This is a genomic window from Tessaracoccus flavus, from assembly GCF_001997295.1.
Classification (GTDB): Bacteria; Actinomycetota; Actinomycetes; order Propionibacteriales; family Propionibacteriaceae; genus Arachnia; species Arachnia flava.
The window spans coordinates 1,602,048-1,618,682 of sequence record NZ_CP019605.1 but is presented as its reverse complement, the minus strand read 5'-3'; the positions used below and the strand labels follow the sequence as shown (position 1 = coordinate 1,618,682).

General features: G+C 67.3%; 9 protein-coding genes. 5 read left to right on the top strand and 4 right to left on the bottom strand.

Features of this window, described 5'->3' with window-relative positions; all coding sequences use genetic code 11:
* Position 1: 1 nt before the first annotated feature.
* Complete coding sequence (locus tag RPIT_RS07400) at positions 2-2,107, bottom strand: GmrSD restriction endonuclease domain-containing protein (protein ID WP_077341981.1); 2,106 nt, start codon at positions 2,105-2,107, stop codon at positions 2-4.
* Between the two features lie 348 nt (positions 2,108-2,455).
* On the opposite strand from RPIT_RS07400, the gene RPIT_RS07395 reads away from it, so the two are divergent.
* Positions 2,456-3,214 (top strand): PD-(D/E)XK nuclease family protein, encoded by a 759-nt coding sequence (locus tag RPIT_RS07395; protein WP_162274515.1) that lies wholly within the window; start codon positions 2,456-2,458, stop codon positions 3,212-3,214.
* Positions 3,215-3,247: 33 nt separating this feature from the next.
* On the opposite strand, the gene RPIT_RS07390 is transcribed toward RPIT_RS07395, so the two are convergent.
* Positions 3,248-4,579 (bottom strand): ISL3 family transposase, encoded by a 1,332-nt coding sequence (locus tag RPIT_RS07390; RefSeq protein WP_193432229.1) that lies wholly within the window; start codon positions 4,577-4,579, stop codon positions 3,248-3,250.
* A 195-nt stretch (positions 4,580-4,774) separates the two neighbouring features.
* On the opposite strand from RPIT_RS07390, the gene RPIT_RS07385 reads away from it, so the two are divergent.
* From RPIT_RS07385 to RPIT_RS07370, 4 genes are all read left to right on the top strand, one after another.
* Positions 4,775-6,049 carry an ATP-binding protein gene (locus RPIT_RS07385; protein ID WP_226996395.1) on the top strand — a complete coding sequence of 425 codons (1,275 nt, stop codon included), beginning with the start codon at positions 4,775-4,777 and terminating at the stop codon, positions 6,047-6,049.
* 429 nt (positions 6,050-6,478) lie between these two features.
* On the top strand, positions 6,479-12,874 hold the full coding sequence (locus tag RPIT_RS07380) for a DEAD/DEAH box helicase (RefSeq protein ID WP_077341972.1): 6,396 nt from the start codon (positions 6,479-6,481) through the stop codon (positions 12,872-12,874).
* A complete protein-coding gene (locus RPIT_RS07375; RefSeq protein WP_077341970.1) occupies positions 12,867-15,122 on the top strand; it encodes a UvrD-helicase domain-containing protein in 2,256 nt (751 codons plus the stop codon). Before RPIT_RS07380 ends, RPIT_RS07375 begins: the two co-directional genes overlap by 8 nt.
* Positions 15,123-15,348: 226 nt before the next feature.
* Entirely contained in the window at positions 15,349-15,606 is a 258-nt protein-coding gene (locus RPIT_RS07370; protein ID WP_061615921.1) for a YdeI/OmpD-associated family protein, read from the top strand.
* A gap of 2 nt (positions 15,607-15,608) precedes the next feature.
* Here the strand turns inward: RPIT_RS07370 and RPIT_RS07365 are convergent, their stop codons facing one another.
* Together RPIT_RS07365 and RPIT_RS07360 are read right to left on the bottom strand one after the other, a co-directional pair.
* Entirely contained in the window at positions 15,609-16,238 is a 630-nt protein-coding gene (locus tag RPIT_RS07365; protein ID WP_077341968.1) for a DUF1707 SHOCT-like domain-containing protein, read from the bottom strand.
* Positions 16,239-16,247: 9 nt separating this feature from the next.
* The gene (locus tag RPIT_RS07360; protein WP_335755113.1) at positions 16,248-16,613 is read right to left on the bottom strand and encodes a GNAT family N-acetyltransferase; all 366 of its coding nucleotides are present in this window, start codon (positions 16,611-16,613) and stop codon (positions 16,248-16,250) included.
* Between the last annotated feature and the right edge of the window lie 22 nt (positions 16,614-16,635).

Here is a 16,635-nt window from a genome sequence, read left to right as displayed (position 1 = left end):
GTTACGCCGCCCGTTCGCCGAGCTCCTCAGCTACCTCCGTGAGGGGGGTGAGTCCCTCGTTCACTTCGAGCGCCCAGAACTCTAGGCCGCTGATGTTATGTACATCGAGGAACCTTGCTGCGTCGTCTAGGGCGTCGAACTCGTGCTCCCCATCGATCAGTACGGTCCCGTCGTCGGTGATTACAGCGTCGACGACCCAATCCGGATCCACAGGGTCGAGCAGGTCCCCAGGCCGGAGCAGGCCAGCGTCCACCAGCTCGCGCAGCGACGGATCATGGCGCTCTAGAGCGCTGAAGTTGTCGTCCACGGTGCCAGCGGCTCGGCCAGAGCGCAGCTTCGAGAATGCATCACGGGTGACCTGAGCGATCAGATCGCGACGCCGCGCGAGGAACTCGTCGTAGTCCAACAGATGCCAGTCCTCCGGCAGGGCATGCCAGTAGATCTGCTGCTGGAGTTCCTCCCCACGGATGTGCCTGGCCTGCAGAAGCTCCGGCCAGTACTCGGCCGGCGGCCGGTCGGAGATGAGAATGTTGGTCGCCCAGTCGGTAGGCGCGTAGTTGGCGATCTGGTTGACCCGCTTCACGTCGTCGATACCGAGCTCACGACCGAGGTAGGCCCGTGGGAACAGGTGGTGTCCCTCCATGCCCTTGACGGTTGGCAGCGTCGGGTCCATCCACTGCGACACGGGCATGTCCAACATGAACATCTTGGCGTCGAGGATGTTGAGAGCGGCCAAATAGCATTGGTAGGCGGGCGACAGCGCAGCGTTGGAATACGCAAGCATCTGCGGCATGCCGAAACGCCAGAAGTCTGAAGTCATCTCGGAGTCGACGATCTCGTCCAGCGCTTTGACGAAGCCGTCCGCATCGCCAGTCGCCACCAGCTCGAGCCGGCTCAGGTCCTTGCTCAGCTGGGACTCGGCTGAACCTGTGTACCTGCCGGTGAGCTGGGCCATGAAAATCCAACGGGCGATGACCGCCCTGAGGGTCGTGATGTCCACGCGGAACCTGGTGCGTCCCAGCAGGAACAGGATGTAGCTGGAGATCACGTTCAACGAGGAGGTGATGTTGCGTGCTTGGCGGAATCCCGCCATCTGGATGGTGTGGATGAACTCAGTCCAGTTGACCCGATCGGTGACCACAGGGAGAGCTTGCTGCAGTCGGTTGAGTTGCTCGTGCAGCTTCTCTTCATCCACGTAGCCGGTCTGCGGGTCGCGTGCCTGGAGTGCAGTGTAGGCGTCCTGAAGACGCGCGCGGCCTTGTCCGACGGCCACCATGGCGCGGACCACATGGAACGTCTCAACGGCGAGGAACGGGTTCACAGGTGTCCAATGGATTGGGCTGCCTGCGATTTCCGACGCCCGTTGGGGCGTGATCCGGGAATGCCGGGAGAAGTCCTCGATCTGCTCCCGGCCCTCAGGCCAGAAAACGGAGAGCCAGGTCAGGATGTAGTCGGAAGCTCGGAGGCGGACCCCTTCAGAGTTGATGCGCACGAAGATGTCGGCGACGAGACCCTTTCCCGACTCGCCGGCGATGTGAACCACGTTGAAGGTGTACTTCTTGAGGTCACCAAGCCGTTCGAAGACCCTGTCCAAGTGGTCCTCCTGCTCGTCGGTCAGCTCGCCGACGGATGACTCGTAGCGCTTGATGAACTCCCGCTCAGTCCTCTTGGACGACTCGAAGTACGTCGCGATGTTCTCGATCCACTGGGGCGACTTCGCGAGAGCGGGAGTACGCACCTCAAACCGCTCCGAGAAGGGATTGAAGGAGATGGTGATCTGCTTCTCCATGTAGTCGGAGTTGCGCACTGGACGGCCCTTGATAGAGGCATAGAGGCTGGTGATCCTTTGCTGACCATCGACTATCTGGTGTCGCCCTCCCAGGCCAGAGCCATGTCCGATCACGCGGCTTGCCTCGCCAGATGCGTCGTCCCAGAACATCAGTTCGCCGACGGGGTAGCCCCTGTACATCGAGTCGAAGAGGTCGCGGACCTTCGTTGTGGGCCACACAAAGGGGCGCTGCAGATCGGGGAGGCGGATGCTGCCCTGCTCAATCCCGCCCACAAGTTGCTCGACTTGCCAGGAGACCGTCTTGAAAATCGATGCCATAACTCCACTCCGGTGTAGACCACTTCCCCGCACCTTACCCACCGAGTCCCATCCCGAGCAGAAGACAGAGAAGCTAGCCACACCCGCCGAAGGAGGGGACTCGACCATGATGCGTCGCGAGGCCAAGTCGTCGAAGGAACCATCCTGTTAGACAGCCATGGCACGTGACGGTCTGGCATGGGGCCTTCGCCGGGAGAGGACCGAGAGTCGCAGCATTACCGAGGTTGGCCACTTCCTCTGCGCGGAACGGCCTGGGGTTCAGCCGGAGGGGGATATGTTCAGTCCAAGGCGCAAGCCAGAAGCCTGGGAGGTGTCGGGCGGGACGACTTGGGGACAGGGATTCTGCCAGTGCCGGGCAGGTCGTCGGAGCTTGGCTTCAACGTCTTCGACGTCATGCACCACGGGCTCCATGAGAAGCAGATCTCCAACGTCTTCCGGTGGCTACTTGACGCCGGAGGGACCCACCGCATGGGTGACAAGTTCACCCGCATCTTCATGGACGAGGTCAATCGCGCGAGACCATCTGAGGTTCCGTTCGCTCTCGGTGGTTACTGGGTTAGGCAGGAGGTGAACACCTCCGATCCAACTGACCCCGGGGACATCGCCGATTTGGTGTTGGAGAGCGAGACCTCCGTGGTGGTGATCGAGAACTTCGTCACCTCCGACGGGCACGGACACGACTACGACCGCTACCTGGCCTACGGCCAGCGAAAGGGTGGGCGGGGCGTTGTGGTGCTGCTGTGCAGGGACGAGGATCCCTCGCTCCAGACAAAGGGCTGGCAGCATGCTCGCGTCGTCACCTATGCCACCTTGATCACCCGTCTACGGGAGGAGCTAGCGAGCGACGGCCGTTGGAGACGGGAAAACCCAGAGGCGTACATGTTCATCGAGCAGTTGCACCGCAAGTTCGTAAGGGGAGAGGGCCCGTGCAGGATGGGGAAGTGCTGGATTTCGTCGTGGCGATGTGCCAGACGGGGGAGGCGCGCAGATACCAGATATCGAGCAAGGCTGTCGCAGCCGAGCAGTTCGCCAACGACGTCGCCGAGCAGGCTCGGGAACGCTTTGGCGAGGGGCGAGAACTGCTGCAGCGAGTCAGGACGAAAGTAAGGAATTACGGGCTCTTCGTACCTGAGCGTGGGGTCATAGTCGTAGACCGCCGCCGATGAGGAGCATTCTGAGGCGGTAGTTGTCTGGGTCGCGGAACCCTCTGGCGACGCGGCGGGCGAGTTCGATCAACCCGTTGATGGATTCGGTTCCGCCGTTGTTCGCGCCGCCGGTGGTGAAGTAGCCCAGGAACGCGTCGCGCCACTGGTTCAGCGTCCGGCCGAGGCGGGCGATCTCTGGGATCGGACACGACGGGAACGTGGCCAGGATCTTCTCCGCGACCCTGCGCCCGTCGGCATGACAGGACTGGTGATAGACCGAGCGCAGCTGTTGGGCGCAGCGCCAGGCGACCTCGACTTCGACGTGGCGGTCGTCGGCGGTGAACGCGGTCTCCAGGCGTGTCTTCTGCCGGTCGGTGAGGTGTTCCTTCCCGGCTCGCAGCAGGTTCCGAATCCGATACAGCGGATCGTCTCTGCGGCCGCGGTGGCCGTGGATGTCTTGCTGGACCCGGCGGCGGACCTCATCGACCGCGGCCGTGCCGAGCTTGACCACGTGGAAGGCGTCGAGCACCGCGATGGCGTCGTCCAACTGGTCGTCGATCGCATTCTTGTAGCCGTGGAATGGGTCCAGGGTGGCGATCTCGACGCCCTTGCGGAACGTGTCGCCGCGGTCACGCAGCCACGACGTGTAGGCCTCACCAGAGCGGCCCGGGACCAGGTCCAGGAGCCGGGCCCGGACGCGTCCGTCCTTGTCGCGGGTGAGATCGACCATGCCGGTGAACTCCTTCGGGCCGCGGCCGCCCTGGTCGACGGGCTTGGTGGAGACGTGATGCCAGATGTGTTCGTCGACGCCCAGCGAGGTGACACCGACGAACCGGGTCTCGTCGGCGGCGGCAGTCTCGAGGATCGGCTTGACCGCTCGCCACAGGGTCCTCCAAGTGCAGCCGAGCTGCCGGGCCATCCCCTGAACCGAGGCGTTCTCCCGCCGCATCTGCCCGATCGCCCACGACGTCGCCCGCGCGGTGAGCAACGCTCTGGGCCGCGCGACGTAGGGGTCTTGTTCCATGAACGAGGTCACCGGACACATCGGCTCGGGACACAACCAGCGTCGTTTCCGCCACCGCAGCTTCACCGGCGCGGTGAAGCACGGCGCGTCAATCAACTCCACCCGCTGCCGGCCATGCGCATGCGCAATGACCCCGCAGGCGGGGCAGCCCATCACCGCCGGCGGCCGGGATTCGACCTCAACCCGAAGCCCCGCGTCGTCGCGCTGGACACCGACCACGTGAAGCCCGGGCAGACCCAGCAGAAGGTCGCAGCGCTCGCAGTAACCGCTGGACGCACGGCAGCAGGAAGTAGAATCGGTCATCGTCGAGGTCCTCGGAATCGAGTGGTGTGGTAACCCCGATTCTTGAGGGCCTCGACCCACCTCACCCCACCGACACGCCCGCCATCGGATCCACGCTCACCCCACGCTCAGGTACGAAGAGCCTCTTAAGTCCGAATCACGTGAATCGGGTGGGACTAGATTGCCTTGTCGTGGCATAATGTACTCGTGACTGAGATGAGCTATCGCGTCGAGCAGGTTTTCACGCCCACAAGTCAGGCCGTGCTCAATTTTGTTCCGCGCGCCGGGCTTGACGCAGCGGTGAAGGATGCTCTCTCGACGCCGGGAAAGCAGATAGTTGTCTATGGGGAATCAGGGTCGGGGAAGACCACACTTCTCCGCCAATGTGTAAAGAGCTACCACGCGGGCTGGATCACTACGTCTTGCCATGCCGAGACGACCTTCAGTGACCTTTTGTTGGATGCTTTCGATCAACTCGACCTCTATTATGCCGAATCCCACGGATCCGCAACCAAGCAGGCGTTCGGCACGACGCTTGAGGCCCAGTTTCTGCAAGCTAAGTCGGCTGTGCAGGCCTCGCTGGAGGAGAGTGCGACAACGGGGCACAAGAGAATCGTGGTGCCGCAAATCTCACCACAGAGACTCGCTAAGTGGATGGGAGAAAAGGACCTCTGTTGGATAATCGAGGACTTCCACAAGGTTCGTGAGGTGGAGAAGAAGGCGTTGGCCCAGGCCTTCAAGATCTTCTCTGATATGGCCATGGACTACCCCGCAGTGCGTATAGTGGCCATCGGCGCCACAGATTCAGCACGTGAGGTTGTGGCCTACGAGAATGAGATGCGAAATCGCGTGGCCGAAATTCACGTGCCCTTAATGGATATAGGTGAGTTGCGAGGGATTCTCCGAGGCGGAGACTCGCTCCTGAATATTGATAGTTCTCAGATATCGCACGATATCGTGAACTTCTCATCTGGTTTGGCTAGCGTCACGCACCACCTTGCTCTGAATGCATGCAGGGCTGCTAAGATTCGCTCCACACAGGCGATAAAGAAGCGTCTATTGGAGGCAGAACTGCAGTCCGCAGTCCTCACCTACATCGCAGAGTCGTCCGATACTCTGAAGGCGCGCTATGAGTTGGCGCTGAAGAGGGAGCGGGAGCGGAAGTATCACAACACAGAGCTCATCATAAGAGCGTTGGCTCGAGGTCCGCAGGAGGGTTTGAGCCATGCGCAAGTTCTGGCTGACATTCGCAGGGAGAACCCTGAGTATCCCTCGAGCAACGTGACGCTCTACTTGCAGAAATTGCAGAGTGAAGACCGTGGGGCACTCATTCGGCGTACGAGCGCGGGGCTTTTCAGGTTCATCGATCCACTGTTTCACTCCTACGCCCGAGCCAGGATGAATCCAGAACTCGCTGCTCCGGGTTCCGGTTGGTCAGCAGCGTTCTCTGCAGTAATTCGCGAGGCGGTCGCGATGATCGCGATTCGCTAGCACAACGCGTTCATCAGTGGGCCACCAGAACGGGCCGATCCCCTCTGGCCGGACCGGGATAGGTCCGCTCCTCGCCCTAGACTGGGTCGGAGAGAGGGTGCGCTTGAAGGCCCAGTCATGGGAACTTCGGTTCCAATCTGCGGCTGCGAGGTCGCGCCACGATAGTCGTTTGGATATACGAAGGCCAGGGTTGAGCGCATCACACCAAAGGCCAACGATGGTGGGATCTGTTGTTCTGCAGAAGGGCAGGTCTGAAGCGGATCTTGGGGGCGGTGCTGGGGGCCTGAGCCGAAGTCGGCGGGGGGGGCACTCGTACAGGTAACAGCATGAATCCTACGCACGCAACACTCCGTGTCTCAGGAGGTAGATCACGTGTTCTTGGATACGTTTGTCACATCGATTTCTGTCGTGTCGGAGAAGGGAGGGGTTGTGAGTGAGTTGCTGCCAGGCCGCCAGGCCACCCGCCTTTGCGCCGGTCTGATTGACTACCTCACCACTACGTTTGCCCTCGTCGACTCGGACGCGCAGGCAGCGCTCCGCGAAATGCTGGAGGACGAGCGCGAGGGGATGTTCAAGGGCCCCTACCTGCGCAGCGGGATGCCGTTCAGCCCGGCCCCACGCCGAGCCGTCTCACCGTTGGACCGGATGCCCTCCGGCTTCGACCCCTACGCACACCAGGCAGCAGCGTTCCGGCGGCTCTCCAGCCTGAACGGTCGTCCGCAGCCGACGCTGGTCACCACTGGTACCGGGTCGGGCAAGACGGAGGCCTTTTTGTCCCCGATCCTCGACCACTGTTTACGCGCTCGCCGGCAGGGCGTTGGGGGCATGAAGGCGCTCATCCTCTACCCGATGAACGCACTGGCCAACGACCAGGCTCAGCGCCTCGCCCGGCTGATCACCGAGCGCGACGCGGAAGGGCACCAGCCTCTGGGTTCGATCACTGCGGCCCTCTACACCGGCGATGCGGCCGTCTCCGCCGATGGGAAGCGATCTGGCTCGGCCACCAAGGTCACGGAGAACGGGATCATCACCGACCGGGCGATCATCCGTGACGACCCGCCGGACATCCTGCTGACCAACTACAAGATGCTCGACCAACTCCTCCTGCGTTCTGCCGACCAGAAGCTGTGGGAGAAGTCGGCTGAGTCGCTGACTTATCTGGTGCTTGATGAGTTCCACACCTACGACGGGGCCCAGGGCACGGACGTCGCCATGCTGTTGCGTCGGCTTGGGCTGGCGCTGAAATCGTACTGGCCCGAACGGGGGAGCGCTGGCGACACTCACAGTGCGGAGGAGTGGGGTCGGCCGTTGGGGCGAGTCTCGCCTGTTGGGACGTCGGCGACCCTCGGGCCGCGGGAGGATGCGCCGTCCGGTGCGATGGACATCGTCGACTTCGCCACTCGGGTGTTCGGGGAGAAGCTCGATGACGGCTGCGTCGTGGGGGAGCAGCGCTTGGCTCCTGATGAGTGGTCGGATGGGGGGGCCAGGTTGAGCGCTTGGCTGCCGGTTTCTGAGGTTTCGACACGGGGCTCGCTCCGCTCGCGCCCGGCTCAACCAGCGGAAATGCAAGCAGGCAGGGGCTCCTCAGCCAGCGGAGAAGGCGAGGGAGTGGAGGTCACGGAGCAGGTGGCCGGGGACGTCGTTGCGCAGATCGACGACGACACAGAGCCGGCGGAGCTGTGCCGGATCGTGCTGACCGCCCTGCACGAGGATCCGGGCACCGCCGATCTCAAGACCCTCGCGAAGTCCAGCGCGTTCATCCGCGAGTTCCTCGACGCCACCGCCCAGGCCACCCACGTCACTGAGCTCGCGCGGCTCGTCCGCGGCACGCCCGAGACGCTGGACGTCCGCCGTCGGTTCGTCATCGCCGTCCACGGGGCCCTCGGCCACCTTCGGGCACGCGGCAAGAACGGCGGGCCCGACCGGACCATGCCGTCCACCGAGGCCCACATGTGGGTGCGGGAACTCAGCCGCATCGACCGCTACGCCGACTCGGCCGCCCGCTTCCGCTGGGCCGACGACGGCCCGCCCGCCGCCAGTGAGGACGCCACCCAGGGCGGGGGGATCGCGTTCCCCGCCATCCACTGCCGGTTCTGCGGCCGCTCCGGCTGGGGCGTCGAACTCGGACCGGTCGGCGACACACTCGCGGCCAATGACGAGAACATCCGACGCCACCACGTCACCCGCGAGGGCCGGTTCCGTCCCCTCCTCAACGCCTCAGCGGATGCGGACTCCGACGCCCCACCCGAGACCGGGCTGGCCTGGTTCGACCCCCGCGAGCGCCGGATCATCACCACGCCGAGCGACGTCGACCCCACCGCCGTCCGCGAGGGCCGCGTGCTGCGCGTCGTCACCCACGTCGGTGAGGACGCCGACGACGACTCCGCCAAGGACACCTGCCCCAGCTGCGGGCAGACCGACGCCATCCGCTTCACCGGCAGTGCCATCGCCACCCTGATGTCGGTGACGCTGTCCAACATGTTCGGCCAGGCCACCCTCGACGAGGCCGAGAAGAAGTCGCTGGTCTTCGTCGACTCCGTCCAAGACGCCGCCCACCGCGCGGGCTTCGTCTCCTCCCGCTCCCACACCCTCACCCTGCGCTCCGTGCTGCGCGCCGCTGGCGACGCGCCGCGGTCGCTGCCCGCCCTGGTGGAGCACGCCGTCGAGCAGGCCAAGAACGACAAGTTCAAGCGCTACCGGCTGCTCGCACCCAACCTCACCGCCCGCGAGGAGGAGTTCAAGCCGTTCTGGGAGCGCGACAACCCGCCCGCCAAGCTCACTGCCATCGCCCAGGAACGGCTGCTGTTCTCCGCCGCTCTCGAGTTCGGCCTCACCAGCAGCTTCGGCCGCACCTTGGAGCGCACCGGCACCATGAGCGCCCACGTCGCCATCGACGGCGCCGACCTGCTGCGCTCCGCCAGGAAGGCGCTCGACACGCTCGACCCCGGCCTGTTCCCCCACGATGTGGACGACCGGATGCTCACCGCCTGGGCCCGCGGCGCGGTCGAACGCATCCGCACCCAGGGCGGCATCTGGCACCCATGGCTCGAGCGATACGTCACCGAGGACGGCAACCGCTGGCACCTGTGGAGCCGGAAGGGCCGCGCGAAGTACATGCCGCCCTTCCCGCCCGGCCGCTCCACGCCCGCCTTCCCGCGGGTGGGCGGCGCGAAGATCGAGCCGAACAAGGCGCTGCTCGATCCGGTCACAGGCACCCGCGCCTGGTACGCCCGGTGGGCCCGGCGTTGCCTCAACGTCGACGGCTCCACCGGGGGAGTGCTCGCCCGCACGCTCCTGGACCAGCTCGCCAAGGACCAGCTGCTCCACGCCGTCGAGACCCGCAGCGGCGCCACCGTCTACGCCATCGAGCCGGAGCGTGTCGTCGTCGCGCCCACCGAGGATTCTGACGTCGACGCCGGCCGCCACACCCTGCGCTGCACCACCTGCCACGGCGAGTTCCCCGTCAGCCTCGACACCGGCGCGGAGCTCGACGGCGGCCCCTGCCTCCACGCCACCTGCGCCGGCACTCTCGCCCCCCACTCCGGCGACGCGGACAACTACTACCGCCGCCTCTACCGCTCCTCCGAGGTGCGGAGGGTCGTCGCCCGCGAACACACCAGCCTCCTCGATACAGCGACGCGCCTCAAGTACGAGAACGCCTTCAAGTCCAGCGCCGACGACCCCACCGCGCCCAACGTGCTGGTGGCCACCCCGACGCTGGAGATGGGCATCGACATCGGCGACCTGTCCTCGGTGATGCTCGCCTCCCTGCCCCGCACCGTCAGCAACTACGTCCAGCGCGTCGGTCGCGCCGGCCGACTCACCGGCAACGCGCTGGACCTGGCCTTCGTGCAGGGTCGCGGCGAGTTCCTGCCCCGCCTCGGCGACCCGCTCTCCCTCATCAACGGCGCCGTCACCCCGCCCGCCACGTACCTCAGCGCCGAGGAGATCCTCCGCCGCCAGTTCATCGCCCACCTCGCCGACAGCCTCGCCCGCGACCCCGACGCCATCCACCCCCGCACCACCGGCACCGCCCTCGCGCAACCCACCGGGGGGAAGGCCACCTTCCTCGACCAGCTCGTCGAGGCCTCCCGGCAACCCGGCGCGGTCGACCGCTTCCTCGCAGCATTCGCCGTCGACGGCGACCTCACCGCCACCCTCCGCCCCGACGCCGCCGACGCGCTGCGTGCATGGGCCACCCCCGGGCCCGACGGCTCCAGCGGGCTGGTGGCCACCATCGGCCACGCCGCCCAGCGCTGGCACGCCGAGCAGCAGGACCTCAAGGACCGCCTCGACCAGCTCGTCGCCGAACTGCCCGACCTCGAGGCCCGCGAGCAGGACAGCGAAGACGACGCCCGCGCCCTCAAAGAGGCCCGCGCCGAGCAGCGCATGCTCGAGGCCCAGATCGGCGCCGCCTACGGCGACTTCTGGATCTCCGCGCTCGAGCGGATCGGGCTGCTGCCCAACTACTCGCTGGTCGACGACTCCGTACAGCTCGACGTCACCATGAGCTGGATCGACTCAGACACTGGCGAGTACCACTCCGAGGCCGCCGACTACTCCCGCGCCAGCGCCAACGCCCTGCGCGACTTCGCGCCCGGCGCGTCGTTCTACGTCGGCGGCCACCAGATCGACATCGACGCCGTCGAGGTGGGCCACGACGGCTCCGCCATCCGTACCGTCCGGCTCTGCCCCCACTGCGGCTACAGCCACGAGGGCGACGACACCCCGACGACCTGCCCGCGCTGCGGGAAGTCCGGCATCAACGACGTCGGCCAGCGGTTCGAGACCATCGAGCTCACCCGCGTCTCCGCGTTCGTGCGGCGCGACGAGTCCCGCATCGACGACTCCAACGACGAGCGCGTCCGCGCCGGATTCTCCATCGTCACCGCCGCCGACGTCGACCCGCAGACCGTCCAGCACCGCTGGTACACCACCGGCGGGCTGGGCGCGGCGTACCTCAAGGGCATGGACGTGCGCTGGTACAACCTCGGCCCCCGCCGCCACACCGCCGGCGAGATCACCATCGCCGGCAACAGGCTCGCCGGGCCCCGGTTCCGGATCTGCGAGGCCTGCGGCCACCTCGACCGCACCGGGCTCGCCAACAAGCGCGACGAGCATCGGCCCTGGTGCAAGCACCGCCACAGCCACGAGGAGCACACCCGCTCCGTGCTCCTCACCCGCAAGCTCACCACCGAGGGCGTCGTTCTCACCCTGCCGCAGGGCATCGCGTTCGGCGACGACGTGTTCGCCGTGCCGAGCCTCACCGCCGCCGTCCTGCTCGGGCTGCGGGAGAACTACGGAGGCGCGCCCGACCACCTCGACGTCGCCTTCATCAAGGACCCGCTGCTCGACAACCGCGACGCCCTCCTCCTGCACGACCTCGTCCCCGGCGGCACCGGCTACCTCGCCGAGCTGGCCGATCCGCGCGAGCTGTGGCAGGTGCTGACCGGCGCGCTGGAGCGGGTCAAGGACTGCGCCTGCGCCGACGAGGGGCGCCTGTCCTGCCACCGCTGCCTGTTGCCCTTCGCCGCCCCATACAACCGCGAGGTCACCTCCCGGGTCGCCGCCGAGCGGCACCTGCGAACGCTGCTCGGGATCGACGGCGGAGAGCCACCGCTCGTGCCGTCGTGGACAATCACGGAGGCCCCGCCGGCGCCGGACCCGACGGGGGAGTCCTGGCTGGAGGAGCGGTTCCGCGCCGCGTTCCTGCGGCTGGCGGCCAAGCTTGGCGGCACCGTCAAACAGACCCCGAGCATCTCCGGAAGCAACATCATCACCGTCTCCCTCGGCAGCCGCACGTTCCGGCTCCGACCGCAGGTGCACGTCGCCAACTCCAAGCCCGACTTCGTCCTCTCCAGCGAGGGCCTGCCCGACGTCGCGATCTTCACCGACGGCTGGCAGTTCCACGCCTCACCGAAGTGCAACAACATCGCCGACGATGCCGCCAAGCGCCGCATCCTCCGCCAGGGCGGCACCCTCGTGCTGGCGATCACCGCGCAGGACCTAGCGCTCGACGAAGCGGGCGACGCGGTGGCGCCGCCGTCATGGTTCAGAGCGCCCCTGGTCCAGAGGCTGAACGCCGAGCCGAGCATGCAGCACACCGCCGCCGCGCGGGAGGCGCTGCTCGCCGGGCCGCTGGCGTTCCTGGCCGGGTGGATGCAGCAGCCTGACCCCGACAACCTCGGGCGTTTCGCCCGTGCTGCGGCGTTCTCGGTGTTCGCCTCCGGCGCCGCTCCTGCGGACGGGCCGGTGGACGACCTCGCGGTCGGCCTGCTGTCCGGATCGGGCGGGCAGACCCGGGTCTGGCGGCACGGGAGCCTCGTCGTCGCGGTGAGCGTCCCGGCCCCCGGCTCGGTGCGGCTGGCCGCGGTGCTCGACGACACCGTCGACCTCAACATCCCCGAGGCCAAGGAGGCCTGGCGCGAGTGGCTGCGGCTGGCCAACGTCTTGGCGCTGCTGCCGGCGTCGATCGCCGCGTTCGAGGCGCGCTCGGCCGCAGCCATTCCGGCGGCTCCGGTGGTGGACATCGTGCACGGGGGCGTCGACGTCGGCGCCGAGTGGCAGCCCATCGTCGAGGAGCTGGCAGGGGAGTCGGCCGAGGTTCTGGACCTCGTCGCCGCGCTGAGCGAGGCCGGCGTGGCCGCGCCCGACGGCGAGGTGGGCTACGAACTCGACGGCGTGCCGTTCGAGCTGGTGTGGACGAGCGAGAAGATCGCGGTGCAGCTGGACCCCACCCCGGGTGTCGAGGTGGACGGGTGGCGCATCCTCGCGCCCGACGCGGCCGTGATCGCGGCGGCATGGAAGGAACGAAGCGGTGCCTGAGAGCGTCATCATCTACCCGAAGCAGGACAAGTTGCTCGACTCGTCGATCAAGCAGAAGGCTTACAGCTTCCTCGAGAAGCTCGCCCAGGACGACAGCGCGCCCGGCCTCCACATCGAGCCCGTCAACAACGCCGCCGACGCCCGCGCCCGCACCGGCCGGGTGGACCAGCAGTACCGGGCGCTGCTGTTCAAGCTCACCACGCCCACCTCGACCGCCTATGTGGTGCACGGCATCTACAACCACGACGACGCCTACACGATGGCCGCCAAGGTCAAGCTGACGATCAACCCCATCAACGGGCTGCCGGAGTACAGCGAGGCGGCCGCGCCAGAGCCGGTCCTGACGTGGGCGGAGCCAGCTGGTGTTGAGCCCTTGCCGGCAGCGCCTCAGCCGCTCATCGCGTTCAGCGCCGCCGACCTCACCGTCTCCCTCGGCATCCCGCCGGCCACCGCGGAGCAGGCCGTCGCGCTGACCAACAAGGACGCGATGCAGGCCTTCGCCCAGACGCTGCCGGAATGGCAGGGCCTCGCGCTGCTGCTGCTGGCCGACGGGGAGTCGATCACGCAGATCCAGCAGGAGCTGGAGATCATGAACCGGCCGATGAGCCACGAGGAGGCCGCCACCCGGTTCGTCGAACCGGAGCCGGTGAGCGACCAGGAGCTCCTCGACAGCTTCGACCACCCCAGCGCCCAGATGGGGTTCGCCAAGCTCGCCGGTGCCGACGAACTCCGCCGGGTCATCACCGGTGGCGACTTCTCCGCCTGGCGCGTGTTCCTCCACCCGCAGCAGCGCACCTGGGTGCGGGGCAACTGGCAGGGCCCCTACCGGATCGCCGGCGGCGCCGGGACCGGCAAGACCGTCGTGGTGCTCCACCGGGCGCGGCGGCTCGCCGTCGAGGACCCGGGCGCGCCCATCGTCGTCACGACGTTCACCACCAACCTGGCGGCTGAGCTGTCGCGGAGCCTGGAGCGCCTCGACCCCGACCTGCGCTTCGCCGACGCGCTCGGCGCGCCCGGCCTGCACGTCAAGGGCATCGACGCGCTCGCGCGGGCCGTGGTCCAGTCGGCGGGGGCCGATGTGAGTGAGGCGGTCGCGGCCGTGCTGGGTGTCGGGCGGACCGACATCGGAGGCCGGACCGACACCGACGCCGCCTGGCGCCAGGCCGTGCTGCGCGCCGGGCAGGACCTCGACGAGAAGCTGCGCAAGCCCGCGTTCCTGGCCGCCGAGTACGAGATGGTGATCCTCCCGCACCGCATCACGCAGCTGGCCGACTACCTCAAGGTGGCGCGGCCGGGCCGCGGGGTACGGCTGTCGCGGGCGGGGCGCAAGGCGGTGTGGGCCGTCGTCGAGGCCTACCGCGGCGCCGCCCGCGAGGCCGGCACGCTCGACTTCGCGGAGGCAGCCTCCATCGCCGCCGCCCACTTGGAGGCCACGGGGGAGCGGCCCGCCCGGCACGTGCTGGTCGACGAGGGGCAGGACTTCAAGCCGTGCCACTGGCAGCTGGTCCGGGCGCTGGCGGCCGAGGCGCCCAACGACATCTTCATCGCCGAGGACGCCCACCAGCGGATCTACGGGCAGAAGCTGATGCTCTCGGCATACGGGATCCGGACGCAGGGACGGTCGCGGGGGCTGAAGCTCAACTACCGCACCACCGCGCAGAACCTGGCGTGGGCCGTCGGGGTGCTGACCGGGCAGGAGGTCGTCGATTCCGACGGCGAGGCCGAGACCATGGCCGGCTACCTGTCGGCGCGCACGGGTCCGAAGCCGGAGGTGCGGTCGTTCCCGACGCTGACGGCGGAGCTGGACTTCGCAGCCGACCTCGTCGGCTCCTGGGTGTCTGGTGGTGAGGTGGCGCCTGAGACAGTCGCGGTGCTGGTGCGCGACCGGGTGACCCGCGACCGCGTCGTCGCCGGGCTGGGGGAGCGGGGCGTCGAGGTGAGGGCTTTGGAGGCCGGGACGGTGAAGCCCGGCTACCCGGTCGCGCTGACGATGCACCGGGCGAAGGGCACGGAGTTCACCCGTGTGCTGCTGTTCGGGCTGAGCAAGGACTCGATGCCGATGGGGTTGAAGGCTTACGACTACGACGACGAGGAGCTCAGCGAGGCGCAGCTGCGGGAACGGTCGCTGCTGTACGTCGCGGCGTCGCGGGCCCGCGACGAGCTGGTGGTGACGTACAGCGGGTCGCCGTCGGAGCTGCTGCCGTCGGTGACCGGGGATAGCGACGGCGAGCCACAGGGATCAGAGTGACGGCCGCCACCCGCGCCCCCAACGCCGAGAGCGGTCGTGGCCGGGAGTCGCCATCATCATCGCTTCGCGGATCGTGAGGGCACTCTAGCGATCAGGAAGGGGGTGGTGCGTTTGTACTCCAAGTATTCTGAACCGAAGCGTGCCTCCAGTTCGTTCTCCTCGACCACCCTGACGTACAGCAGGAGACGTCACACTCGAAGTCCTCGACGAGTGGCCGGAGCCGGACGTGCCCGAAGACCTCTCGGACGCCCTAGCCGAGGCGCCCTTGGAGATCCGCGAGATGTGGGCGGACCTCACACCGATGGCCCGGTGGGAGTGGGTCCGGTGGGTGCAGGTGACCAGGAACCCGGAGACACGGCGGCGCCGCGTGCTGGCGAGCATCTCGAAGATGAACAGCGGGAAGAGGCGGCCGTGCTGCTTCGACCTCTCGTCCTGCACCGACCCGGACCTGGCGAGGAGCGGGAAACTGCGCGAGCCGTCCTAGGTTCAGCCGGATGTGATCGCGCGCTCCCGTCGTCTGGGCTGGCGCACCTTCACGGCCATCGTCGTGCTCCCCCGGAGGATCAGGCGTGGCAGATCTCCGATTGGCCGCGTCGGCACCATCGAGTTGATCGTGCCGGACTGCCCGCTGACGTTCAGCTGCTGCACGTCAACCCCCCAGCCGTCGGGAACGATGAGGTTCACCGAGGGGTTGCCGGTGATCACGATGTCGATGACCCGCGCCAGCGGCCGGGCACGTGTGCAGTCGAGCTTGACGCCTCCCCAGCCGGTGCCGATGATCTCCACGAACGGCGGCAGGTCCCACGTGCCCTCTTGATGGTGACCCGCCCACGTCGAGCGGATCAGCAGAGGGTTCTCCCACCTCATCCCGGGCCCGTCGCCCATGGGCCCCTGCTCCGCGACCACGGCGGGCAGCGCCGCTGCCGGCACTAGGTCGTCGAGGATGCGGTAGATGTCCTCGCGGGCGAACGCGTTCAGGGCGGTAGGGAGGCGGGCGTTCAGCTCCTCGACAGTGAGCCGCCCGTCCACCACGGCTTCGCGGAGGATGGCGGCGGCATGATCGCGCTGCTGGGCCGTGACGCGCAGGCGTCCATCGGGAAGATCTCGGAAGTCCACGCGGTTAGGTTACCGGCCGCGAGGGTCGATCCTGTAGACGACGTGAGGCCGGAGCTCATGCCCCAGCGGAATCCTCGGGTGGTCGAAGAGCTGGTGGCGCTCCATCCCGAGCCGCTGCATCACGGCCTGCGACGGTAGGTTGATTACGGCGGTCATGGACCAGATCGCAGGAAGGCCGAGTTGATCGAGGCCAACGTCGAGCGCCGCCCGCGCCGCTTCGGTTGCGTAACCCTGGTGCCACGCACGTCGGGCCATCCGCCAGCCGATCTCCAGATCGCCGCTGCCGGGCACACCGTCGGGCATGGGGTTGAGTCCGGTGAAGCCGATGAACTCTCCGGTCCCGAGGACCTCCAGCGCCCAGATGGGGTTCGCCAAGCTCGCCGGCGCCGACGAGCTT

Bases quoted from the DNA above. Each gene is read 5' to 3' on its own strand.
- RPIT_RS07400 (WP_077341981.1), bottom strand. From the start codon at position 2,107: ATGGCATCGATTTTCAAGACGGTCTCCTGGCAAGTCGAGCAACTTGTG.
- RPIT_RS07390 (WP_193432229.1), bottom strand. From the start codon at position 4,579: ATGACCGATTCTACTTCCTGCTGCCGTGCGTCCAGCGGTTACTGCGAG.
- RPIT_RS07385 (WP_226996395.1), top strand. From the start codon at position 4,775: ATGAGCTATCGCGTCGAGCAGGTTTTCACGCCCACAAGTCAGGCCGTG.